Below are 22830 nucleotides of genomic sequence, written 5' to 3'. Positions count from 1 at the left end.
AACCCGGTCGGCGTGCTCACGCGCGCACCTCCGCTTCGCGGACGGCCGAGTGACCGCGGACCGCGATCGAGGTGGCCACCGCGGCGAGCACGAAGACGAGGATCATCACCAGCAGACCCGGCATGCCCCAGGGCAGCACGACCGAGGTCATCAGCACCGGCCCGACGATGAGCTGGCCGGTGTACCCGAGGCTGAACAGGCTGAGGTACTGCGCCCGCTGCTCGGGCGCCGACAGCAGGAACGACAGCTCCCACCCGGCGATGGCGTGCAGGTTCTCGCCCACGGTCAGCAGCACGACCGCCGCGGCGAGCAGGGCGACCAGCACCCACGTGTCGCCGCCCGATCCCGCGGAACCGAGGAACAGCGAGGCGGTCGCCAGCGCCACCACCGACCACCGGAGCAGTCGCATGGCGCCGCCGAAACCCTTGCCGTACTTGGCCAGGCGGACCTGGATGAGCACGGTGATCGCGGTGTTGAGCATCAGCAGGACCGAGCTCGCCGTGGGCGACAGTCCTGCCCGCTGCACCACCCACAGCGGGATGAGGATGAACAGCATGCTGTCGTGCAGGAGCAGGGCCGCGTTGGCGACCGCGACGACCATGAACCGGCCGTCCCGGTAGACCGTCCTGGGCCGCTTCTCCTTGTCCGGCACGGCGGCGTCGCGCCCCTCGATCCCGCGCGTGGCCGCGACCGTGACGAACGAGACGAGCGCGAAGGCGATACCGCCGACCAGGAACAGCACCTGGTAGGCCAGGCGGGACTGGAACAGCTGGACGCCCGCGGCGAAGAAGAAGCCGGTGGCGAGGCCGATGTTGTTCACCGTCCGCATCGACGCCATCGTGCGCGTCCGGTCGCCCTCGCCCTCCATCTGCCCCACGAGCACCTGCAGCAGCGGCAGGGCCGCGCGGCTGGCGGCGGTGAAGAAGGCCGTGACGAGGAGGTAGCGCCAGTAGCCGTCCACGAGGACGTAGCCGGCCATGCCGACACCGCGCAGCACCAGCAGGGCGACGTAGACCCTGGTCACCCCGATCCGGCGGGTGAGCCGCGCGACCGGCATCGGGACGAGCAGGCCGAACGTGTTGGCCAGCGTGAGGGCGAGCCCGACCGAGGCGGCCGGGATGCCCACGTGCTGGACGAAGTACAGCGTCGCCACGGCCTGGTACAGGCCGGTGGCCACGGCGTCGAGCAGCGCCCCCGCGGCCAGCACCCGGCCCCGGTGGCTGCGCGGCAGCACCGCGCTCAGCACGGGACCCGCCCGGCCGCGGCCGTCGCGAAGGCCTTGAACAGCGACTGGTCCCCGCCGACCTCCGGGTGCCACTGCACGCCGACGACGAAGTCGCGGTCGGTGAGCTGCAGGCTCTCCACCGTGCCGTCCGCGCTGCGCCCGGTGGCCACGAGACCGGCGCCGAGCACGTCGACGGCTTGGTGGTGGTAGCAGGAGACCGTCGTGGACGGGCCGATCAGCGCGCCCGGCATCAGGTCCTCGACCATGGTCACCACGACCGAGCCGAACCGGCTGCCCTCGGGCTGGTGGTCGGTCTTGCCGATGTCCTGGCGCAGGGTGCCGCCGCGGACGACGTTGAGCAGCTGCATGCCCCGGCACACGCCCAGCACCGGGATGCCGGCGTCGAGGGCGGCGGCGAGCAGCGCGAGCTCCCACTCGTCGCGCTTGCGCTCCGCGCCACCGGTGTGCTCCTCGCGCCGTGCGCCGTACCTGGCCGGGTCCACGTCGGGACCGCCGACGAGCAGCAGCCCGTCGAGCCACGCGGCCAGGTCGGCCGCCTCGGCCGGTCCGCCGTCGGGCGGCAGCATCAGCGGCAACGCGCCGGCGTCGGCCAGCGGGGAGAGGAAGTCCCTGGGCACCAGGGACGCACTGCGGTGCCAGCCGCGCCAGGAGGCGTTCTCCTGGTAGGTGGTGACACCGATCCGGGGCGCTCTGCTCGTGCTCATGGGGTCAGCGGATCCATCACCCAGGCCGAGTTGTGCTGCTTGAACCCGACGTGGGGGTAGTACTCCACGGAGGCGGGCGCCGACAGCAGCACGATCTTGGCGCGGGGAGCGGCCTGCCTGGTCTTCTCGATCAGGTCGCGGCCGATCCCCTGGTGCTGGAACTCCTTGTCCACGGCCAGGTCGGACAGGTAGGTCGCGTAGGACCAGTCGGTGACGCACCGCGAGATGCCGACGAGCCGGTCGTCCACTCGGGCCACCACGATGAGGTTCGCGCCGCGCACCATGTCCCGGAAGCGCTCGGTGTCCGCCACCGGGCGGCGCTCCCCCAGCGTCGAGGCGTGGTAGAGCGCCGCGACCTCGGCCACGTCCAGGTCGGCGCCTTGGACGACTTCACACTTCCACATCGAGCAACTTCTCCATTCTGTCGCGGAGGACGTCCCGCCGACCGAGGAACCGCTCCGGCTGGAACTGGGCGGCGGTCGTGGTGATCCCGCGGTCCGCCAGGGTGTCGGCGAGGTGCTCGCCGGTCTCGGTCGACTCCAGCGCGGCGGCCTGCACCACGCGGTAGGCCTTGTCCCGGTCCTCGCCTGCGTTCACGAGGTCCAGCAGCACCTCGGAGCTGTAGATCAGGCCGTGGGTGGCCTCGAGGTTGGCCAGCATCCGGCCACTGTGGACGGTGAGGTTCCCGATGACGTCCGCGGCCTTGCCGGCCTGGTAGTGCGCGATGGTGAACGCGTCGGGGAACACGACCCGCTCCACCGGCGAGTGCGCCAGGTCGCGCTCGTGCCACAGGGCCACGTTCTCGTAGGCGGCGTTGGCGTAGGCGCGCAGGAGCCTGGCCAGGCCGTTGATCCGCTCGCTCGTGGTCGGGTTGCGCTTGTGCGGCATGGCGCTGGAGCCCTGGTACTCGCTGGTGCGCGGCTCCTCGACCTCGCGCACCTCGGTGCGCTGCAACAGCCTCAGCTCCAGGCCGATCTGCTCGACGACCGCGCCGAGCAGCGCCAGCGCGGCCATCAGCTCGGCGTGCCGGTCGCGGGCGACGACCTGGCTGGGCACGGGCTCGACGCCCAGCCCGAGCCGGTCGCACACGTAGGCCTCGACCGCCGGGTCGATGCTGGAGTACGTGCCGACCGCGCCGGAGATCGTGCCGACCGCGACCGCCGTGCGGGCGGCGCGCAGCCGGGTGATGCTCCGGTCGACGGCGAAGGCGTGCAGCGCCAGCTTCTGGCCGAACGTGGTGGGCTCGGCGTGGATGCCGTGCGTGCGGGCCACGCACACGGTGTCCCAGTGCTCCTTGGACCGCGCGACGAGCACCGCGCGCAGCCGGACGGCCTCGGCCAGCACCAGGTCGCACGAGGCGGCCAGGGTGTGGCCCAGCGCGGTGTCCACGAGGTCGTAGCTCGTCATGCCGTGGTGCACCCAGCGGCCGTGGCCGTCGGCGATCGTCTCGGTGTAGGCGGCCAGGAACGCGAGGATCTCGTGGTCGCGGACGCGCTCGAACTCCTCGACCCGCGCGGGCGTGGGCACCTCGCCGTCGCGGATCGCGGGCAGCGCCTCGGCGGGCACGACGCCGAGCCGCACCTGCGCCTCGCTCGCGAGGACCTCGACCTCCACCCACGAGGCGTACTTCCGCTCGGGTGTCCAGAGCCCCTTCATCTCGGGAAGGGCGTACCGGTCGATCACAGCGGCCGCCGCCCCCAGAGCGCGAGGCTCCGCTGGTTCGCCTCGATCGGCCCCTTGGCGAGGTCGGCGCGCAGGGCCGCGATGCCCGCCGCGAACTCCTCGTCGCCGATGAGGTGCAGGCAGGAGTGGGACTTGTCCTCGAACTTGGTGGCCTCGTGCAGCAGGTAGGTGCTCTCGATCATCCGCTCGTACAGGTCGGTGAACCCGGCCAGCGCGAGGTCGCCCGCGAGCGCCGGGACCGGCTGGTAGCGCGCGAACTCGACCTCGATCGTGGCGGGGAAGTACCGGGCCATCGGGATCCGGTTGCGGATGGCCCAGTCGGAGTCGGTGACCGTGAGGAAGTGGCCGCCCGGCTTGAGCGCGGCGAAGGCGCGTTGGAAGTAGCGCAGCGGCTCGCGCACGTAGTGGATCATGTCGACCGACATGACCAGGTCGAAGGTGCCCTCGGGGAAGTCCAGCTCCTCGGCGAAGCCCTCGCGCAGGTCCAGCTCCTCCGGGTGCTCGGCGGCCTGCTTGCGCATCTCAGCCGACGGCTCGACGCCGATGCAGCGCGCGCCCGTCGTGCGGCGCACCGCGGCGAGGTGGTTCGCGGTGCCGCAGCCGACCTCCAGCACGGTCGAGTCGGACGTCACGCCCGCGCGTTCCACGATGTGCTCGACCAGGCCGGGGTAGGGACGCCGGTGCTTGGCGTACTCGGTGGCGAGGTCGTCGTAGTCCAGTGCCGTCACAGCTCTCGTCTCCCGTTGTCGTCAAAGGACTTCCTGGCCCGGTCGAGGTACCAGGCGACGTAGCCGAAGGTGGCCAGCCACGCCTGCGGCGACCGCAGCGACTTCTCGTACTTGAGCCACCCCAGCAGCGAGGTGGCCGCGCCGATGAGCAGCCGGGTCCGCGCGTGCCCGTCGGGACGCGGCAGCCCTTGCAGCATCACGGCTTCCAGCTTCTCCACGGCGTCCGGGAACTCGCCGGGCAGGCGCAGCGAGGACAGGTCGAGCACGCCCGCCGCCGGGCGCACCGGACCGTCGAACAGGTCGGCGGTCGTGCCGGTCTCGACCGCCCGCAGGATCGCGGCCATCGGGAACACGCCGTGCAGCAGCGTGGAGAAGTCGAACACGGGGTCGCCGTAGCCGACGTCGGGGCGGTCGCGGCCCTCCCACACGGTGCGGGGGTCGATGAGCACCGCGCTGCCGTCGGCGCGCAGGAGCATGTTGGCCGCGTAGATGTCGCCGTGCACCGCGCTGCCGTGGTCGGGCAGCAGGCCGGGGACGACCTCGTCCAGCCACCGCACCGACTCCCGGTAGGACGGCAGGTCGACGCCGCCGGGCAGCAGCACCCGCGCGTCGAGGACCTCCTCCAGGTCCGCCTCGCCAAACAGGGCGCGGAACGTGGAGGCGAACACGGGTTCCGCGGGCAGCGCGTGGTAGCGCTCGCGGTAGAGGTAGTCGGCCACGGTGGGGCGCCGGTCGGCGGCGGTGAGCCGGTACCAGGCGGAGACCTGGTCCAGGTGCGCCTCCAGGCGGCCCAGCGCGTCGTCGGCGAGCGTGGTGCGCCGGTCGTCGGCGAACAGCAGCGCGATGGGCATCGGCTCGCCCGCCTCCATGAGGCTGACGGCCTGGCCGCCCTCGACGCGGAGTCCGTGCACCACGGGGAAGAGCGCGCGCCGACCCTCGCGGGCCAGCAGGTCGTTGACCGCGCCCGCGAACCGGACCTCGCCCGCGATCGCCTCCGCCTCGCCGATCTTGGCCACGACCTCGCGGCCGTCCAGGTGGAACTGGACGACCCCGCGCGAGTCGGAACCGGGCTTGTGCAGGGTGGTGAACCGCGGCTCGGCGGCCACGTCGCCCGCGAGGTCGCGCAGCCGGGCCCGTTCCAGCACCTCGACGAAGTCGGGGCCGGTCAGGCACGTCCCGTGCAGCGAGCCGCCGAGGACGTAGACGCCGGGCGCCTGCCCGTCCAGGGTGTGCACGCCGAACCCGAACTGCCGCAACCGTTTGCACACGACCGCGTCGGCGGGCACCCCGACCAGCACGACGGCGGGCGACCCCGCGTCGAACGCCGGGTCCTCCCCCGCCAGCGCGGCGTACAGGCCGCCCAGCTCACCCGCGGTCGCCGACCGCATGACGGCATCCCCCATGACCACCCATTCATGAACGAGGCCCTTCCCCCAGTCGGTCGGGCCTTACCGAGGCCTCACCGTATACACGGCGTGGAACCCTGTCGATGGCCAATGGACATCCGGTGTTAATACGTCAGCCGATTGGCGTACAACTCAAGTCAACCTCCAGTATCACGTGACGGTGGGCTACAGGAAGTCGATTTCGAGCCGCCACCCCCACCGGACGGCCGCACCGGGACACCCGAGGTCAACCCGGTTCCCCGCCCCGATACCCGGTGGCGACCTCCGGGCCGGAAATGGACCACCTGAGGCCGGCGGGCGTACATCACCATTCGGCAGGGCGCCGCGAATTCGGCCGATTGGCCTTTTCCCATCAGCTACCCCTATAGCAGCGATAAACAACGCTGCTCACGGGTGGCGAATCCGCCCGCGGACGCGTACTAGGAATGGCCGGTCGATTTCACCGCGGCGTCGACCGCCGCCGTGTCCGTTTGTCGGACACCCCGACCGACGTCCGGACCCTTGTCCGAATTGCGCGGATCACCTACGGTCGAGGCGAACATGAATCTGCTTCACGTACCTCGGGAGTGCGCATGCGGACGACTCGGCGTTCGGCCCTCGCCACGGTGCTGGCCACCCTGGCGGGCCTGCTCGTGGTCACCGGGCAGCAGTCCGCGCGGGCGGACGCCGAGCCCTACCTGGTCGGCCGCGGCATCTCCGACGTGACCGGTCCCGCCGCCGAGAACGGCATGATGGGGTACTCGGACTTCGACCAGAAGACCACCGGCATCCACCAGCGCCAGCGCTCCCGCGCCTACGTCGTGGTCGACCGGGCCACCGGCGGTCGGGTCGCCTACGTCAACGCCGACCTGGCGATGGTCTTCCGCGCGGTCCAGGAGGGCGTGCTGGCCAAGCTCCAGCAGCGCTACGGGTCGCTCTACACCCGCGAGAACCTGCTGCTGTCCGCGACGCACACGCACGCCGGTCCCGGCGGCTACTCCCACAACCTGGCCTACAACCTGTCGGTCCTCGGCATGCAGCAGCAGACGCTCGACGCGGTCACCGACGGCATCGTCGAGTCCGTGGTGGCGGCGCACGAGGACGTGAAGCCGGGCTCGTTGTCGCTGGGCCGCGGTGAGCTGACCGACGCGAGCGTCAACCGGTCGCGGGTCGCGTTCGACGCGAACCCCGCCTCGGACAAGGCTTTCTTCCCCGACGCGATCGACCCGTCGATGACCGTGCTGAAGTTCCGGCAGGGCGGGACCGACGTGGGCGCGGTCAGCTGGTTCGCCACCCACAACACGTCGATGGTCGGCGAGAACACCCTGATCAGCCCGGACAACAAGGGTTACGCCTCCTACCAGTGGGAGCACGACGACGCGGGCGTCCGCTACCTCGACGGGCGGCCCGGTTTCGTGGCGGCGTTCCCCAACACCAACGCGGGCGACATGTCGCCGAACCTCGACCTGCGCCCCGGATCCGGGCCGACCGAGGACTACGTCGAGAACACCCGGATCATCGGCGAGCGGCAGAACCGCAAGGCGCAGCAGATCTTCGCGGGCCCGCAGACCGCGGTCACCGGCGGCGTCGGCCACCGGATGCGGTTCGTGGACATGGGATCGGTCGCCGTCGACGGCCGCTACACCACCGACGGCACGCCCGGCACCACCTGCTCGGGCGTGGTCGGCGCCTCGACGCTCGCGGGCAGCGTCGAGGACGGCCCGGCCATCCCCGGCTTCACCGAGGGGATGCAGAGCCCGATCAAGTCGTTGCTGGAGCCGTTGGACATCCCGGTCCCCCAGTGGCTCAAGGACTGCCAGTACCCCAAGGCCTCCCTCGTCCCGACCGGTCTCGTCCAGGCCACCCCGAACGTCGTGCCGCTGCAGATCGTCCGGATAGGACAGCTGCACCTGGTCGCCGTGCCCGGCGAGGTCACGATCACCGCGGGTCTGCGGATCCGCCGCTCGGTGGCCGCGGAACTGGGCGTGCCGTTGCAGGACGTGCTCATCCAGGGCTACGCCAACGACTACAGCCAGTACGTCACCACCCCCGAGGAGTACGACCTCCAGCAGTACGAGGGCGGCTCCACCCTGTTCGGCCGCAACACCACTCCCGCCTACCAGCAGGAGTTCGGCAAGCTCGCCGCCTCCCTGCGCGCGGGCACGCCGTTGACGCCGGGCCCCACGCCGACCAGGCCGCCGTTCACCGAGCTGAACCTGCAGACCGGCGTCGTCTTCGACGACAAGGCCCCGTCGCGGACCTTCGGCCAGGTCCTCACCCAGCCCGCCGCGTCCTACACCGCCGGCCAGACCGTCACCGCCGTGTTCGTCACCGGCCACCCCAAGAACGACCTGCACCGCAACGGCACCTTCCTGGAGGTGCAGCGCCTGGTCGACGGCAGGTGGACCCGCCACGGCGACGACGGCGACTGGTCCACCCGCTACCGGTGGCGCCGGTCCGGCGTCGCCGACTCCGAGGCCACCATCACCTGGACCATCCCGGCCGGCACGCCCGCGGGGACCTACCGGATCGTGCACTTCGGCGACTGGAAGAGCGGGTGGACCGGGCGGATCACCGGCTTCACCGGCGCCACGGGCGGCTTCGCGGTCGCCTAAAGGTTGTCCCGTAATGATCGAGAGTGTTGGTGGGCAGAGGTAACCACGGTGCTGTCTGGGCCTGTTGGCCGCTCAGGTCGTCATGGCCAGGTTCCGCATCTGGGCGATGCCTCGGGTGGCGTGCAGGACGCCGTCGCGTTTGCGGCGGCAGTTGCGCAGGATGTTGTAGGACTTCATCTGTGCCAGGGCGTGCTCCACCCGCGCGCGGACGCTCCGGTGGACGGTGTTGAGGTCCTCCTTCCATTGCGGCAGTGGCGGTTGTCCCTTACGCGGTTTCCGGTAAGGCATGATCACCTCGGGGTTGCCCTGGTAGCCGCCGTCGGCCATCACCGTCGCTCCCCGACACTGCCGGTCCACTCCTGAGTCGGTGTAGGCCCGGCAGTCGTTGCGGTTGCCCGGTGCGGGGTCGCCGACCGCGACGACCAGGCGGGTGTTGGCGTCGATGACGACCTGCATGTTCACCGAGTACCGGTAGTTCCTCGACGAGGCGGACACGCTCCGGTCGTGGGTGGGCACCAGCGTGCCGTCCACGATCAGCACGGTGTCCGGGCCGTGCTTGCGGGTCACCGGCGCGAGCGCCAACAAGGGTGCCAGATGATCCACGACACGGCCCGCGGCCAATTTCGAGATGCCGAACAGCAGCGCGACCTGACGGAACGTCAGGTTCGTCCGGTAGTAGACCGCCACCAGCAGCACCCGATCCTCCAGCGGCAACCCCCAGCGTCGACCGGTTCCGGGCTGCTCGCCGCCCCGACGGGCCACGACCCGCACGAGCGTGCGGAACACCCGCACCGACAAGCCCGTGAACACCGGCACCCAGTCGGGCCGGTCCGCACTGATCACCTGCTCCACACCAGGGGCATCGATCTTGCGGGGATAGCGTTACGGGACAACCTTTAGGGCGTGTGTCGAAGTCTCGTTCGATGGGAGTCGCGCCTGAGGTGGTTCCTGGCGGTGCGGCCGACTGGCCCGCATACCTCTGTTGTATGCGGGTCAGTCGGCCGTGCCCCCAGGGGCCGCCTCAGGCCCGGCTACCGCGAACACGGACTTCGACACACGCCCTAGCCCAGCACGTCCACCCCTTCGGGCAACGCCGAGAACGCCGTCCGGTCGTCGGTGAGCAACGACAGCCGGGCGGCGCCGATGTCGAAGAACATGCCGATCACCTTGAGCCTGCCCTCGGCGACGGCGTCGCGCACGACGGGCATGCGTTCCAGGGAGGCGACCTGGACGGCGACGTTGACCATGGCCAGTCTGTCCACTTCGGACCCCGTGCCGGGGTCGGCGGGATGGCCCGCGCGCAGGGCGTGCAGGCTGCCGACGCCCGAGTGCAGCCAGCGGCCGACCGGACCGTCCGAGCCCGCGTCGCCATCGAGCAGGGCGCGCATCCCGCCGCACCCGGAATGCCCGCACACCACCAAAGCCGACACGCGCAGCACGTCCACGGCGTAGTGCACCGAGGCGCCCACGCCGTCGTCGTCGCAGGGCGCGAGGTTGCCGACGTTGCGGACCGTGAACAGGTCGCCCGGTCCGCTGCTGGTGATCACGTTCGGCACGATCCGCGAGTCCGCGCACGTCAGGAACATCGCCTGCGGCTCCTGCCCGTCCGACAGCCCCTCGAACACCGGGCGCAGCAACGGGGCCGAGCGGCGGTGGTACTCCTGCACGCCCGACACCAGCGGGCGGGCGGCCTCGTCGTGGTCGCTGTGGCGCTGCGCGGGTACCGAGGTCTGCCAGGACGACCAGGGCGCGAACCAGCGCGGCAGCACCGCTCCGGCACCGCGCCGCGACATGCCGCCGCGGATGCCGGACACCTCGTCGACGTGCACCACTCCCCCGGTCTTCTCGTGCTGGTCGCGCCACATCACGAGGTGCTCGTAGGTGGCGTGGTCGAGGAAGTCCACGGCGAGCTCGACGTCCACCGGGGCGCCGTCGGGCACGTGGGACAGCACCCGTGACAGCCGCGGGATCGACAGGAAGCTCAGCGTGCCCTCGACCACGACCGTCCAGTGGTCCGGCCCGCCGGGCACCGGGGTCCGCGACACCCGCAGCTTCGCCCACACGACGCGGCGCAGCATCACCGCCACGGACAGGGCGAACCCGATCAGCACGCCCATCAGCAGGTCGAGGAACACGACGCAGGTGACGGTGGTGACGTAGACCGGCAGCTCGGACTGGCGCAGCGCCGTGCGCACGTCCTGCAGCTTGAGCAGCTTGAAGCCGACGTAGACCAGCAGCCCGGCGAGCGCGGCCATCGGCACCTGTTCGATCAGGCCGACCAGCAGCAGCGAGAACAGCAGCACCCACACGCCGTGCAGGACCGCGGACGCCCTGGTCCGCGCGCCCGCGGCCACGTTGGTGGAGCTGCGGACGATGACGCCGGTGACCGGCAGGCCGCCGAGCAGGCCGGACACCGCGTTGGCCGCGCCCTGCCCGACCAGCTCGCGGTCCAGGTCGGCCGACCGACCCCGGTCCTTGAGCTTGTCCACGGCCACCGCGGACAGCAGGCTCTCGACGCTGGCGATCACGGTCATCGTGAACACCGCCAACGCCACCGCTCCCCACCGCCCGTCGGGCAGCTCCGGCAGCCGCACGGAGTCGAGCAGCGAACCGGGCAGCTCCACCCTGTCCACGTCCCACGACAGCACCCCCGCCAGCAACGTGGCACCCACGACCCCGACCAGCGAGGCCGGCACCCCACGCACGGCCGCCGGCATAACCGGCCACAGCAGCAGCACACCGAGCACGACCAGCCCGACCACCGCCTCCCCGGTGTGCACGCCGAGCAACTGCGCGGGCAGCTGCGTCAGGTTCTCCCACGCCCCCGTACCCGGCTCACCACCCAGCAGCACGTGCAGCTGCGCCAACGCGATCGTGACCCCGATCCCCGCAAGCATCCCGTGCACCACCGCGGGCGAGATGGCGAGCGCCGCCCGAGCCACCCGACTCACCCCAAGCCCGACCTGCAACACACCCGCCGCCACCGTGATGGCACACGTCACCGCCCACCCGAACTGCGCGACGAACCCCGCCACCACCAACGTCAACCCCGCGGCCGGACCACTCACCTGCAACGGCGCCCCACCAAGCAACCCCGCGACAACACCCCCGACAACCGCCGCGATCAACCCGGCCGTGATCGGCGCGTCGGAGGCGACCGCGATGCCCAACGACAACGGCATCGCCACCAGGAACACGACCAACGATGCCGACAGGTCGTACCTCAGGTCCCGCCTGGCCCACCGCCGCACGGCAGCGCGGCGGGTGTGCTGGACGGTCGAGGGCACATCGCGTGGGTCCACGTGGGGTCCTCCGGGAGAGCAGCGGTCCGTACCGGCACAGCACTGGGCCGTTGGGCGGAGCCAACCCCACCCACGAGAGGCAGAACGGCCCAAATGTCCGTTTGGTTCCCACCCTACGTGTTCGTGCGATTGCTCACAGTTCCGAAAGTTGCGCTTCCAAGCCGGCAAAGACGGCGACGGCACGCACCGGGATGCCCCTCAGCTGGGTAGGAACATGCGGAACTCGCAGCATGGGCGGGGATGCCTGCAACCACGGCGTCCAGCACCCCGGCGTACTCCAGGTCGTCGGCGAGCTCGCCGGGGTAGAACCAGGTGTCTCTGGCCGAGTTCCCCACTTCAACCGAGCGTTCGAACAGCGGAAATCACTGTCGATCACCACCCGATGAGCACTACCGTCAACATAAATCCCAAAGAGTTCTGACCAGTGGAAATAGAGACGCCACACGTCATTACGGTGCTATAGCAGGACGTTGAGAGCAGTTCAGCACCATTCAACGCGCTCGACTTCTCCCAATCTGCTCTCACAACCGTGCTCCCATTTCCACGCCCACAGCAGATCCCTACTTCCCGCAGCAGGTCCCTGCTTATGGAACGCCTCGGCAGCCACGATGGTGAATCTACGTCTCGGCACGGGTGTTTGCGGGTATCTGCATCTGCCGCCGGTCCTTTGTAACGAACGGGCGGGATGATCCGAAGTGTGGGTGGTCAGGCACGGTACGAGAGCCGAAGGGGTCGTTCGGTGGTTTGGAAGTATGGACCTTATCGGGTGGAGTCGCTCATCGCTCGGGGTGGAATGGGCGAGGTCGTGCGTGCCTACGACACCCGGCACGACCGGATGGTCGCGCTGAAATTGCTCGCCCCGCAGTTCGCGGAGGACCAGCAGTATCGGGAGCGGTTTCGACGCGAGGCGCACGCGGTGGCGCGGTTGCAAGAACCGCACATCGTCCCGATTCACGCTTACGGCGAGCTGGACGGTCGGCTGTACCTGGACATGCGCCTCGTCGACGGGCAGGACTTGGCCGCGCGGTTGCGGAACGGCGGCCCGCTCGATCCCGGTGAGGCCGTGGGGATCGTCGAACAGATCGCGCAGGCACTCGGTGCCGCCCATGCGCAGAACCTGGTGCACCGGGACGTGAAGCCGTCCAACGTCCTCATCGCCGAGGCCGGGTTCGCTTACCTCGTGGACTTCGGGATCGCGCGGGCGCTGGACGCGACGACGGGGCTGACCGGGACCGGCGCCGTGATCGGCACGCTGGACTACATGGCGCCGGAGCGGTTCGGTGACGGCCCCACCGACTACCGGGTGGACGTCTACTCACTGGCGTGCCTCCTCCACGAGTGCCTGACCGGCAGCAAGCCGTTCCCCGGCACCACCGCCGCGTCGCTCATCGGCGCGCACCTGAACCAGCCGCCGCCTTCACTTGACTCGGTACGACCTGGGCTGCCGCACGCCCTGAACGCCGTCGTGGTGCGTGGGATGGCGAAGAACCCGGCAGACCGCTTCGCGAGCGCGGGCGAACTGGCCGCAGCCGCACGTGCGGCGCTCACCGGACACACGCCGCCCGCCCCGCCGCCGTCGGTCGCGCCCCGGCCGACGTTGGTGTCTGCGGGTGCGCGGCCACGACGGACGCAGTGGCTGGTCGCGGCTGTGACAGTCGTGGTGGCGACGACAGCTGTGATCACGACGGTCGCCCTCTCGGGACGGTCGACATCCGGGACCGCGACCAGCACGGGCGAGACGCGAGCGGAGCGGTTCACCCCGGCGAGCGGCGCCGAGACCACCACGACGGCGTCGACAGCGACGCCTCTGCCGGTGACGACAGCAGCACCAGTGGCGACCTCACCACCGCCGGTCAGCGCGCCGCCGGCTGTCGTGGTGCCGCCCGGTGCGGACCTCGGCCTGACCGAGCCGATGAGCGTGCCCGCCTGCAACGGCGCCTACGTCACGTTCGTCGGGGCGGCCGTCGTACCGGCGCGGTACCGCGCGGACGTCCAGCAGTTCCTGTCGAACCACCCCGGCACGCGGTACCTGCACGCGCCGACGACCGGGTGCGGTTCCCTGCGCAAGCAGCTCGACGGGGTCGACATCTACGCCGTGTACTACGGCACCTTCGCCACCCAGGACGAGGCGTGCGCGCAGCGCGCCGCCGTCGGCGGGGACGCCTACGTGAAACAGCTCGACCACACGACCCCGCCGTCTCAGCTGATCACCTGCTGAGCTCTGCGGCACTCATGGGCCCGCAGCGTGAGTGAGCGTGCGCTGATCCTGATGGTGACGACGATCCGCGAACTGTCGGAACGCACACTGCGGTTCGCCGGGTTCGATGTGGCGGCGGCCGGGCCTGCTTGCCCGGACGCCGACCTGGTCCTGCTCGACGTGATGCAGTCCCACCGCGACAGGTTCGAACTGGCACGGCAGCTGGGCAAGAGTGGTCACAGGCCGTCCCGTAGTCGCTGGCAGCCGGGGCGTTGGGTGAGCCGTCTCTTCACTGGCCACCACCGCTTCGGGCGTCCTGACGCACCCGGTCAGCACCCAATCGGGTTGAACCAGAGCGACCGCGTAACGGCAATTCGGCACAGAAGGATAGCCATGAGGTGACAGAGGATCACCACGACGAACACCCGCCGACGGCGTCGAACTCCGCGACCGAACTGGGGCAGAGCAATGTCGTCCAGAGCGGCAGCATCGGGTCGGTGAACTTCAACCCCACCGACAAGCGGGTGTACACCCTGCTCGGCGCGATTCTCCTCGTGGCACTCATTGGGGCGTCCGCGATCGTCTGGGCGGTTCGGTCGCACACCGGACAGGTGAAGAACGACATCGCCTTGCCGCCGGCCAGTCAGACTGCCAACGCGACAGCTCCCATAGCCGTCGAATCAGTCGCCTATCTGGAAAACAGGGGCAACCACGACTTCGTCTTCCCGGATGCCCAGTCCTTCTCATCCGAGGAGCTGGCAGAACTCGATTCGAAGAAGGGCGACGGCAAGGGCTACGTCGACTGGGTACTCGCTCACGGCGGAGTCTATCCCAACGCAGCGACGATACAGGTTGGGCTCCGCGGTACCGGGCGGGAAACGCTGAACATCACCGACGTGAAGATCGTCAAGCAGTGCCGCGAGCCGTTGACCGGAACTCTGCTGTACTCACCGACAGCGGGCCCCACCGGCAGCATCGCCATGTACTTCGACTTGGACGCCGACTACCCGGTCGCCCTCGACGGCCGTGAGGGGAGCGGCTACTTCACCGGAACGAGCGCGCAGACGATCCAGCTGGTCCCCGGCGAGGTGGCCACCCTGCTCATCAACGTCGCGACCAGCAAAAGCTACTGCGCGTTCCACTTCGACCTGACCGTGAACCCAGGGGACGGGCAGCCGACGCTTACCAAGGCGGTGGACAACGCAGGTAGGCCTTTCGAGGTTTCAGCGATGCCAACCACCGACAGCAGCCCCACTGCCATGGTCGCTTTCGACACCTACCAAGCGATCTATGCCGGAGGAGTGGCCAGCAGAACAGGAAAGTTCGTCGCCGCAGATCCCAAGTCGTTCAAGGGCACGGGTTGATGGTCAGGGCGACAAGGAGAATCCGGTCGGGCTCGGTCGCGCTGCTCCTGCTCGTGGCAACGGCTTGCGGGGTCGACGAGACGCCGTCTCCGGCTGAACCGCCGAGCCCCGGAACGACCGCCACCACATCATTACCGCCACTCGAAGAAGCACCACCTGTCAAGGTGGAGAGCTTGTGTTCGGTCATCGACACCAAAGCCGTGTCCAAGCGGCTCACCGGCATCGAAGAAGCGGTCGTCGCCGTGGCACCGTTGTTGCCAACACCTCCGCAATCCGCCGGGTGCGAGGCGACCGGGTCCAATGCACAACCGGCCGACCTGCTGCGGATCATCCTCACTCCCGCCGTGCAGAACGGGATCGACGTGTTCGCCACCCTGAAGGAAAAACCTGGCGCGGCAACAATGAACGTGAACGGTATCCGCCTGGTGTGGGTGCCAGACGAGAAGACCCTTCACGCCCGGTTCCTGAACAGGACATCTCTGGCGGGCGGCACGTCGAGCGGGAGGGATTCACTCGTGTCGATCACCTGCGTCAACACCTCACCCCAGAACTACACCTCCTGCGATGACGAGGACGTGGTCACCTCGGAATCCCGCGATGTCCTGACCGCCGTCCGAATTGTTCGCGGCATCATGGCGGCGAGCCAGACATCTCCCCCGACCGGCACGGCGCAACTCGATCCGGCGAACTACGCGGGAGAATGGATGTTCCACGGGACCACGATCAAGATTGGCCCTGATCTCAGAGGCAGCGTGTCATCCAACCTCGGACCGTGCACTGGCGCCGTAGGGTTCTGCGAGGAGTCGGGCGAACTCGAGTTCTTGCCCACTGACGATGGCTTGATCGGGTTTTACGTGTCGCTCTCGTACAGCATGAACGGCTCCCCTGTGTCGGAGGTACCCAAGTACGTCCATCAAGTTCAGGACTCGTTCCGGTTCAAGAAGGTCGACGAAGGCCTCTACAGCCTCGTCTTCCTGCGCTCGGCGGGCAGGCCGTTAATCGCTACCGATGACGGCGTTCGCTACCTCTGCGGTATCTCCTCGCCACCGAAGGCCGTACAGAAGTGCGGTGGCGGCTGATGAACGACAAGCCGTCATCTCTCCGTTTCCGACAGCAGGACGTCGGTGACTACGAGATCCCCTTCGCTGCGCCTGCCGGAGGGCCTGGAAGCCATGACCCCAGTGGATTCGGAGTCGTACGTGTACGGCTGACGCTGTCTCGGTGGCGCGTCAGCACCCGTCCTCCTTGTTTGTCGGAGCGTGCCCCGGTACACCCACCCCGTTGAGAAAGCTGACCGTGGGGCGCCCGGAGGCGTAGTCGGTCGGCGTGGCATCGGTGAGGCTGAGTCCGATCGATCCGCTTGGGCCGTTGATGATCACGCCGTTGCTGCCCTGGCCGAAGTCCGCGGCGAGGTGTTCCTCGATCTCGTAGCCTGCGAAGGCCTTCCGCACGTCGGCCAGGGTGGAGCCAACGCGGATCCCGCCGATCTCGGTGCGCAGCGATGGGTCCGTGCCGGCGGTGTTGATGGACAGCACGCGGCCGGTCTTCGACTCGACGCTGAAGGTCAGGGGCGACCCGGATTTGGCGTACCCCACGCACTCCGCGGTCATCCCGCTGTACTGGTTGCCCTTGTTGGCGAAACCCATGGCGCCGAGTTCGGTGGCGGTCAGGCCGAGGGTGAAGGTGCCGACACCGCCGAACCCGATCACCTTCGGGTCCACCGCCGCGACCAGGGCGCGGATCTTGTCGGCGACGATCTCGGCCGACTTCCGGTCGGCCCAGCCGTTCGACAACTCGACGGCGAGGTCGCGCAGGTAAGAGGTGGAGCAGGTTTTCAACGGTCGCACCGCGGTGGCCGAGGCGGAGTCCCAGTCGGGGTACTCCCACAGCTGCTTGGCCGTGTCGCGGAATGCGTCCTGGAGCGCGAGGTTGCGGTAGAGCAGGTTGGCGTCGGCCCGCACGTCACCGCAGCTCGGTGTCCATGCGCCGAGTTGCGGCGGTCGGCCATCGCCGCGGACGCTGAACGACAGCGGACCCACTGCGGCGTTCTGCAACTGGTCGCTGACGTAGAAGGCCATCTTGGCGAAGGTCAACGCCTTGAACGCACCGGCTGCTTGGTAGGCGAGCCGGTTGGCCTTGATGACCACGTCGTCGCCGACCTTGCCGACCTTCTTGATCGCCGCGAGTGAGAGCTGTTCGAAGCGCATGCCGAACTCGCTGTCCGAGCGACGGATCTCCGTGGCGCAGGTGCCGATCGCGTCGATGGCGACCTGCACGAACTGGGCGGCGTCCGACAGGTCCGGACGGGCCAGCAACTGCTGTCCACCGCACTCAAAGGTCGCCTGGACCAAAGCGTTGAGCAGGGGGTTGTCGAAGCCGCCGATGTTCACCTGGTCCAGGGCGAATCGCAGTACGTCGACCAGCACGCTGATCGGGGTCGCGGACGCCTTCGCCGCGATCACGACGCTGCCCGGCTCGGAGGGGCGGTCGATCCCCACCGCCACCTCGGTCAGTGGCGGCAGCAGGTACGCGGTGTCGCTGTCCAAGGCGAGGTGAGCCGCGCCGTCAAGGGCTGCCGACACGTCGAACCCGTCCGGACCCGGCCAGGTCCACGCCCAGCGTTGGCCGCCTTGGGACATCACCAACTGCTGGGTGAAGGTCCGGTTGTTGACGACTCTGACCGTGACGATGTCGTCGTGGTCTGCTTCGAAGCACACCCGGATGGCGGCCGCACTCATGCCTTCGTCCGGGTCCACGACATCGCGGACCCACACGGGAAGCTCGGCACCACCACAAGTCGGCCCGTCCTTGCGAACACCGACGATCTCCCCGACAACCTGGCCCACGTTGGCCACCCAGTCCCAGAAGGAGAACTCGTCGAGATCCGCGACCAGGACGTCGTCCTCGATCCGGAACGGCACCTCTGGTTCGGGCCTCCAGGCGTTTCTCTGGCTGTCCCAGCGCACAAGGACCAGCGATGCCCGCTGCACATCGGACAGCAAGGGGAGGGTCCACCGGACCGTGACCGGCTTGGCCAAGGGGGCGTCGTGGTCCAGTCCGACCGGCTGCCCGTAGATCTCGGCCGCGTTCCGCCGGATCGCCAGCGTGTCGGCGATCCGGAACGTGTGCCCGGCGGGCACCGCGTCCGGCGGCACGACCACCTGCGCGGCACCGACCACGACCGAGGTGCCCTCCGGGCCGACGGCCGTCCCCGAGCCCGCGGTGCGCGGCGCCGGGTCGGACACGGCGAAAGGGGAGGCCCCCGTCGGCTCTGGGGCAACCCGAACCGTGCCGGGGCTCATGGCGGCCATCGCCAGCACCGCGAGGATTGCGGTGAACCGCGAAGGAGCACGCATGTCGACCTGTTTCCTGGGTCGGTGGGGTTTTGAACCGGGTGAGCGCCTTCTGTCGTCGACCGCGAGCTCTAGCACGTGCCTTTCGCTGGACCTGACGTCTGCACAAGTCCGGTCACCGACGCCTGCGACCCGGTCCAGTGGATGCGAGCCGACCATCCCCGTAGGCAGAAGGACGCGCCCTGGTAGGAGTTCCACTCCAGCGCGACGTCACCACCCTCGATGCTCATGTTCCGCACGTTCGAGTGTTCGCCGTCGGTGACCGAACCAAGGTCGACCGAGCCGAGAACCTCCGGTCCCGGTCCGTAGAGGACGACGTGGTGGGGCCAGCCGACGCCGCCGCGTGAGCACATGAACACCGCCGCCGCGTCGGGTGTCCCGTCGGCGGTCAAGTCGCCGACGACGATGGGGTTGTCGACTTCCGAGGGCGAACCCTTGGCGACGAGTTGGACGAAACCGTCGTGCGTGGGGATGCCGGGTAGGGAGCCGTCGACCAGCGTGCCCGCGGGGTGTTGGCACATCCCCGGCACCGGTGCGGTGGAGAGGTCGGCCGCGGTGATCGGTTTGCCGGTCGACTCGACGTCGATCCGGAAGGTGTCCGCCGAGGTCGCGGTCAGGGCCGCGCCGAGGAACCCGCCGACGACCAGGCTGATGCCGCTGGACAAGACGAGCAGGACGAACGCGGCCGCGTCCTTCAGGGCGTCGCCGGCGAGCGGCGCCAGGCAGGAGAGGACCGCGCGGGCGAGGTTCGTCACCGCGTCCACACCGGGTTTGGCACCGAGTTGGGCGGCTTCTACCGCGTCGCCCAGGCACGTGAGCCTGTCCGCGTTCGTGCCCACGTCCTGGTAGTCGACGTGGAACAACGCCATCAACGACTGGACGGCGAACACCAGGTCCATGGCCAGCCAGGTGCCGAGGTCCACCTGCCCCTGCACGGTCGCCGTCGACGATCCCGCCGGAAACCGGTAGGACATGGTCGTTCCGGGGATGAGCAGGCCCTCGGCGTAGGGCCGTTCGGTCACCAGGGTGTGGTAGCCGGCGAGGATCGCGGCCTTGGCGAGGTCAGGGGTGCCCTGTGGGTCGAGGGTAGCTGCCGGTGTGGCGCGGGTGCGCCACGGCAGGGGCGAGTTGCTGGTGAGCTCGACGACCACCTGACCGTCCTTCGTGGACACGCAAGGCCACGCGGCGGGCTTCGCCGTCGGCGAGTAGTCACCCACGGGGGAAATCGTCGTGCCGGACGGGTCGGTGACCTTCTCGCCCGCGCAGTCCGGTCGGGGTGAGGTGATGCCGAGGGTCTGCGTGACGAACTTGTCGAACGTCCGGCCGACCTCACGGAGATCGATGAACGCGGGCCAGAACAGGCTCAGGTGGTTGGTGGTGGCGGTGATCGTGCCGGTACCAGCGTCGAACGAGGCAGGGACCAGATGTGCGCCGGACCCGTCGGAAGGAACGGTGACCAGCACCGCGTGCTGCCCTTCCGGAGGTGTGCCCACCACCGGGAAGCGCACCTCCAACGGTTTGTCGGGTTGTCGCCCCTGCAAGGAGATGTCCACACCCGCGCCGAGGTTCGTGGTGATCGCGGTCGGGAGTTCGGGAGGAGAAGAGGTCGTCGGCGTGGCGGTGACAACCGTGCCGGCGGGAGCCAAGCCTGCCGGGCCGCTGAGGTGGACACCGCTCAACGTCACGTCGAGACCGTCCGTACCCACCACTGCGGAGATCGCATTTTCCTTGGCGGACGACGGTTCCTTGCCGAACCACCCGGAGCGCACCGCGACAACCCCTGCTGCGACGCAGGCCAGCACGAGGACCACCGCCACCGAGATCACCACCCGGCGAGGGAGACGAAGTGCGAACCGCCGCGCCATCACCTCTGTGAGATAGGCCAAGTGGTCGTATCCGTTACGGATCGCGGACACGTTCACCCGAAGAGGCGACTCCGCGGCACAGGCCTCCGATCAGCACAGCGCCACGGTCATGGGAGGACAGCGGATGCGGCTGCATCGACGTTCGGTCATGAGCGAGCGGCGCGTTCTCGGATCAGATCGGCCAACTGCGTCGGATCGCGTCGTTTCAGGTGATCGCGAAGCAGGGCGTGCGCGAACCGGTGCTTTCCCCCGCTGTCCGTGACGAGCACACCGCGGTCGACCGCGTACCGGACGAACGCACGCCGTCTCCATGGGAGGTAGCCGTCCCACACAAGCAGCAACCGCACCACCAACCCACACCACTCCTGACGAAGCCGCTCCAGCCAGGCCCACGTGGTCTCGGTGGCGGTCGGTGCGAGCAGGCCACCGATCACGACCCCGGCGAGCAAGGGCCACTCGATCGAGCCGTTCTCCCCCACGAGCAACACTATTGGAGCCACGGGCGACGAACACACGACAACCCGGATTGTGAAACCGCGCAGGTCCCACTCGGAGTTGAACACGGCGAAAAGGATCATGTCGCCCACCACGCACAGGCTCGCCAACGCCCATCCGAACGTTGCCCCGAAACCGAAGCCGACCATCACGCCATCCACTTCGGACAGTTCGTGGCCACCCAGGATCGCCAGCGGAACCGTGGGAATCGCGAACGGCCAACGAAGTCGAGCCACGTACAACACGATGTTCAGCGCTGCGCACCCGCACAAAGCCGTGAACACCCAGCGACTCAACATGCCGCTCGCGGCATCGCCCAACAGGAACGCACCAGTCCCCAGCGCGAGCCCGCCGAGCAGGCACAGCGGCATCCCTGCGGACAGTCGCCACTTCCTTTCCGGTACAGGGCTGACAACGGTGCCGAGTCCGATGGTGTGGTCCAGCAGCGCAACATGTCCGACACCGACCAGCGCGGTCGCCAGTCCAGCGACCGTGCCGTACGCCAACGCCATCGGCACCACCATCCCAGCTACGCATCCGGCGAGCAGCACGGGCAGGTCTTCGCGGGTGATCCGGCGCCGCGCGCCGGCGGGCAACCCCGCAAGCAGCATCCGACGTCCGTAGTCGTCGAGGTTGGCCAGCATCCACAGCCAACGCGCCACCTGCTCAGCGGTGTACCGGGTGCGCGGGACGCGGCGACGGACCACCATCTCGCTGACGTAGGCGTCGAACAACCAGCCAAGTCGGGCATGTCCGGCCAGCGCCGCTGCCGGACGGTCGTGGTACGCCAGGAACATGATGCTCAGCACGAGCGGGGTCCGAGCCAGGTTCCGCAGCGCTCCGTCGGTGCGCATGGCTTCCCGCAGTCCGTCGAGCCGTCCCTGCGCCTTGTCGAAGTACTCCTCCACCTGGCCGGGATCCACCGGTCTGATCGATACCGCGCCCTGCAAGCGCAGATGTCCCTGGAGCCGTTTGTACACCTCGTCCCTGCTGCACACGACCAAGTGCGGCACGGCGAACGTCTTCTGCAAGAGGTTGAGCTCATGCACACATCGCTCGCGGTCGGCGGGTTCCACCTCGTCCAGGCCGTCGAACAGCAACGCCAACCGCCCTGCTGCCAGCCACGCGCGGGCGATCTGCGGCGGAAAGGTGTAGCGGCGCTGCAGTTCGGCGAACAGCCAACCCGCGAAGTCCCGTGCCACGACGGGCGACCCGTCCACCCGCTGACGAATCACCCCGACGGGCTCGGGGTCGTGTCGGGATCGCACCCTCCCGGACCTCGACCACGCGCCCAGATCCACCAGTACCGGAATGGGTTGGCCGACGTCGTGTTTGGCGCGTTCGACCAGGTGGTGACCCAGCTCCAGGAGCAACGTGCTTTTGCCCGCGCCCGGTTCACCCAGTAGCAGCAGCGATTCCTGGAACATGCCGAACGCGTCGACGATGCTCGAGTTCGGGGGGAGTTGGATCTCGTCCACGGGTTGGACCAGGTGGGGAGTCGGCCGTACGGCGGAAGACGCTTGGTCCAGGACAAGGGTGATGTGCACGCGTTCGGCCAAGGCTTGTGCCGACCTCTTGGTCACGTAGTTCTCCACCTGCGCCAACGCGTTCGCCCGATTCCGGGGATGGTCATAAGCACGCACGGAATCGCGGGAACGCTGGATCTCCAGCACTCCCAACGTGATCAGGACAGCGAGTCCCGCCCCCACGACCGGCCACGCCCACGGCTCGAAACCCGCCAACGGGGCCGGCAGAACCCCGCCTGTGCCGACGTTGATCGCGGTGGGCACCAGCACAGCACCGACGATCGCCGCCACACCGACGAAGACGACCCGACCTCGTGGAATCCGGCCGTCCGCCACGCGTCTCCCCCATCGTCACCCCTACCTAATA

The 22830-nt window shown here is 69.1% G+C and carries 16 protein-coding genes; 5 read left to right on the top strand and 11 right to left on the bottom strand.

Annotated elements, in window-relative coordinates; translation table 11 throughout:
- Positions 1–16: 16 nt before the first annotated feature.
- Genes CLV43_RS26910 through CLV43_RS26885 form a run of 6 tightly spaced genes read right to left on the bottom strand, consistent with a single transcriptional unit; the run spans position 17 to position 5749 of the window.
- Entirely contained in the window at positions 17–1246 is a 1230-nt protein-coding gene (locus tag CLV43_RS26910; RefSeq protein WP_170156024.1) for an MFS transporter, read from the bottom strand.
- Positions 1240–1950, bottom strand: coding sequence for a gamma-glutamyl-gamma-aminobutyrate hydrolase family protein (locus CLV43_RS26905; RefSeq protein ID WP_106190203.1), 711 nt, complete (start codon positions 1948–1950; stop codon positions 1240–1242). The genes CLV43_RS26910 and CLV43_RS26905 overlap by 7 nt, the downstream gene beginning before the upstream one ends.
- Positions 1947–2354 (bottom strand): GNAT family N-acetyltransferase, encoded by a 408-nt coding sequence (locus tag CLV43_RS26900; protein ID WP_106190202.1) that lies wholly within the window; start codon positions 2352–2354, stop codon positions 1947–1949. Before CLV43_RS26900 ends, CLV43_RS26905 begins: the two co-directional genes overlap by 4 nt.
- Complete coding sequence (gene purB, locus CLV43_RS26895) at positions 2341–3633, bottom strand: adenylosuccinate lyase (protein ID WP_106190200.1); 1293 nt, start codon at positions 3631–3633, stop codon at positions 2341–2343. The genes CLV43_RS26900 and purB overlap by 14 nt, the downstream gene beginning before the upstream one ends.
- A complete protein-coding gene (locus CLV43_RS26890) occupies positions 3630–4361 on the bottom strand; it encodes a class I SAM-dependent methyltransferase (protein WP_106190199.1) in 732 nt (243 codons plus the stop codon). The genes purB and CLV43_RS26890 overlap by 4 nt, the downstream gene beginning before the upstream one ends.
- On the bottom strand, positions 4358–5749 hold the full coding sequence (locus CLV43_RS26885; protein WP_170156023.1) for an aminoglycoside phosphotransferase family protein: 1392 nt from the start codon (positions 5747–5749) through the stop codon (positions 4358–4360). Before CLV43_RS26885 ends, CLV43_RS26890 begins: the two co-directional genes overlap by 4 nt.
- A 590-nt stretch (positions 5750–6339) precedes the next feature.
- Between CLV43_RS26885 and CLV43_RS26880 the strand changes: the two genes are divergently transcribed.
- Positions 6340–8361: a neutral/alkaline ceramidase gene (locus tag CLV43_RS26880; RefSeq protein ID WP_106190619.1), complete on the top strand. Its 2022-nt coding sequence runs from the start codon at positions 6340–6342 to the stop codon at positions 8359–8361.
- A 72-nt stretch (positions 8362–8433) separates the two neighbouring features.
- Here the strand turns inward: CLV43_RS26880 and CLV43_RS26875 are convergent, their stop codons facing one another.
- Together CLV43_RS26875 and CLV43_RS26870 are read right to left on the bottom strand one after the other, a co-directional pair.
- Positions 8434–9213: a transposase gene (locus tag CLV43_RS26875; RefSeq protein WP_106190196.1), complete on the bottom strand. Its 780-nt coding sequence runs from the start codon at positions 9211–9213 to the stop codon at positions 8434–8436.
- Positions 9214–9422: 209 nt separating this feature from the next.
- Positions 9423–11663 (bottom strand): SulP family inorganic anion transporter, encoded by a 2241-nt coding sequence (locus tag CLV43_RS26870; protein ID WP_245887030.1) that lies wholly within the window; start codon positions 11661–11663, stop codon positions 9423–9425.
- A 685-nt stretch (positions 11664–12348) separates the two neighbouring features.
- On the opposite strand from CLV43_RS26870, the gene CLV43_RS26865 reads away from it, so the two are divergent.
- The 4 genes from CLV43_RS26865 to CLV43_RS26850 are packed head-to-tail and all read left to right on the top strand — an operon-like array spanning position 12349 to position 16303.
- Positions 12349–13881 carry a serine/threonine-protein kinase gene (locus tag CLV43_RS26865; protein ID WP_106190194.1) on the top strand — a complete coding sequence of 511 codons (1533 nt, stop codon included), beginning with the start codon at positions 12349–12351 and terminating at the stop codon, positions 13879–13881.
- A gap of 27 nt (positions 13882–13908) precedes the next feature.
- Positions 13909–14262, top strand: a complete 354-nt coding sequence (locus CLV43_RS26860; RefSeq protein WP_106190193.1) for a response regulator transcription factor — start codon at positions 13909–13911, stop codon at positions 14260–14262.
- Positions 14259–15224: a hypothetical protein gene (locus tag CLV43_RS26855; protein ID WP_106190191.1), complete on the top strand. Its 966-nt coding sequence runs from the start codon at positions 14259–14261 to the stop codon at positions 15222–15224. Before CLV43_RS26860 ends, CLV43_RS26855 begins: the two co-directional genes overlap by 4 nt.
- Positions 15224–16303 (top strand): hypothetical protein, encoded by a 1080-nt coding sequence (locus CLV43_RS26850; RefSeq protein WP_146174911.1) that lies wholly within the window; start codon positions 15224–15226, stop codon positions 16301–16303. The genes CLV43_RS26855 and CLV43_RS26850 overlap by 1 nt, the downstream gene beginning before the upstream one ends.
- Before the next feature lie 150 nt (positions 16304–16453).
- Here the strand turns inward: CLV43_RS26850 and CLV43_RS26845 are convergent, their stop codons facing one another.
- From CLV43_RS26845 to CLV43_RS26835, 3 genes are all read right to left on the bottom strand, one after another.
- A complete protein-coding gene (locus CLV43_RS26845; RefSeq protein ID WP_146174910.1) occupies positions 16454–18655 on the bottom strand; it encodes a hypothetical protein in 2202 nt (733 codons plus the stop codon).
- Positions 18649–20394, bottom strand: coding sequence for a hypothetical protein (locus tag CLV43_RS26840; protein WP_146174909.1), 1746 nt, complete (start codon positions 20392–20394; stop codon positions 18649–18651). The genes CLV43_RS26845 and CLV43_RS26840 overlap by 7 nt, the downstream gene beginning before the upstream one ends.
- Before the next feature lie 194 nt (positions 20395–20588).
- The gene (locus tag CLV43_RS26835) at positions 20589–22799 is read right to left on the bottom strand and encodes an NACHT domain-containing protein (protein WP_146174908.1); all 2211 of its coding nucleotides are present in this window, start codon (positions 22797–22799) and stop codon (positions 20589–20591) included.
- Between the last annotated feature and the right edge of the window lie 31 nt (positions 22800–22830).

This window comes from Umezawaea tangerina, from assembly GCF_003002815.1.
In the GTDB taxonomy this organism is placed as follows: domain Bacteria; phylum Actinomycetota; class Actinomycetes; order Mycobacteriales; family Pseudonocardiaceae; genus Umezawaea; species Umezawaea tangerina.
Note: the sequence above shows the minus strand (reverse complement) of the source record. Positions and strands in the feature narration are given on the sequence as shown.

What these genes read in the sequence shown, in the direction of transcription:
- CLV43_RS26905 (WP_106190203.1), bottom strand. Translation starts at nt 1,950, where the DNA reads ATGAGCACGAGCAGAGCGCCCCGGATCGGTGTCACCACCTACCAGGAG.
- CLV43_RS26900 (WP_106190202.1), bottom strand. Translation starts at nt 2,354, where the DNA reads ATGTGGAAGTGTGAAGTCGTCCAAGGCGCCGACCTGGACGTGGCCGAG.
- CLV43_RS26885 (WP_170156023.1), bottom strand. Translation starts at nt 5,749, where the DNA reads ATGCGGTCGGCGACCGCGGGTGAGCTGGGCGGCCTGTACGCCGCGCTG.
- CLV43_RS26880 (WP_106190619.1), top strand. Translation starts at nt 6,340, where the DNA reads ATGCGGACGACTCGGCGTTCGGCCCTCGCCACGGTGCTGGCCACCCTG.
- CLV43_RS26865 (WP_106190194.1), top strand. Translation starts at nt 12,349, where the DNA reads ATGATCCGAAGTGTGGGTGGTCAGGCACGGTACGAGAGCCGAAGGGGT.
- CLV43_RS26850 (WP_146174911.1), top strand. Translation starts at nt 15,224, where the DNA reads ATGGTCAGGGCGACAAGGAGAATCCGGTCGGGCTCGGTCGCGCTGCTC.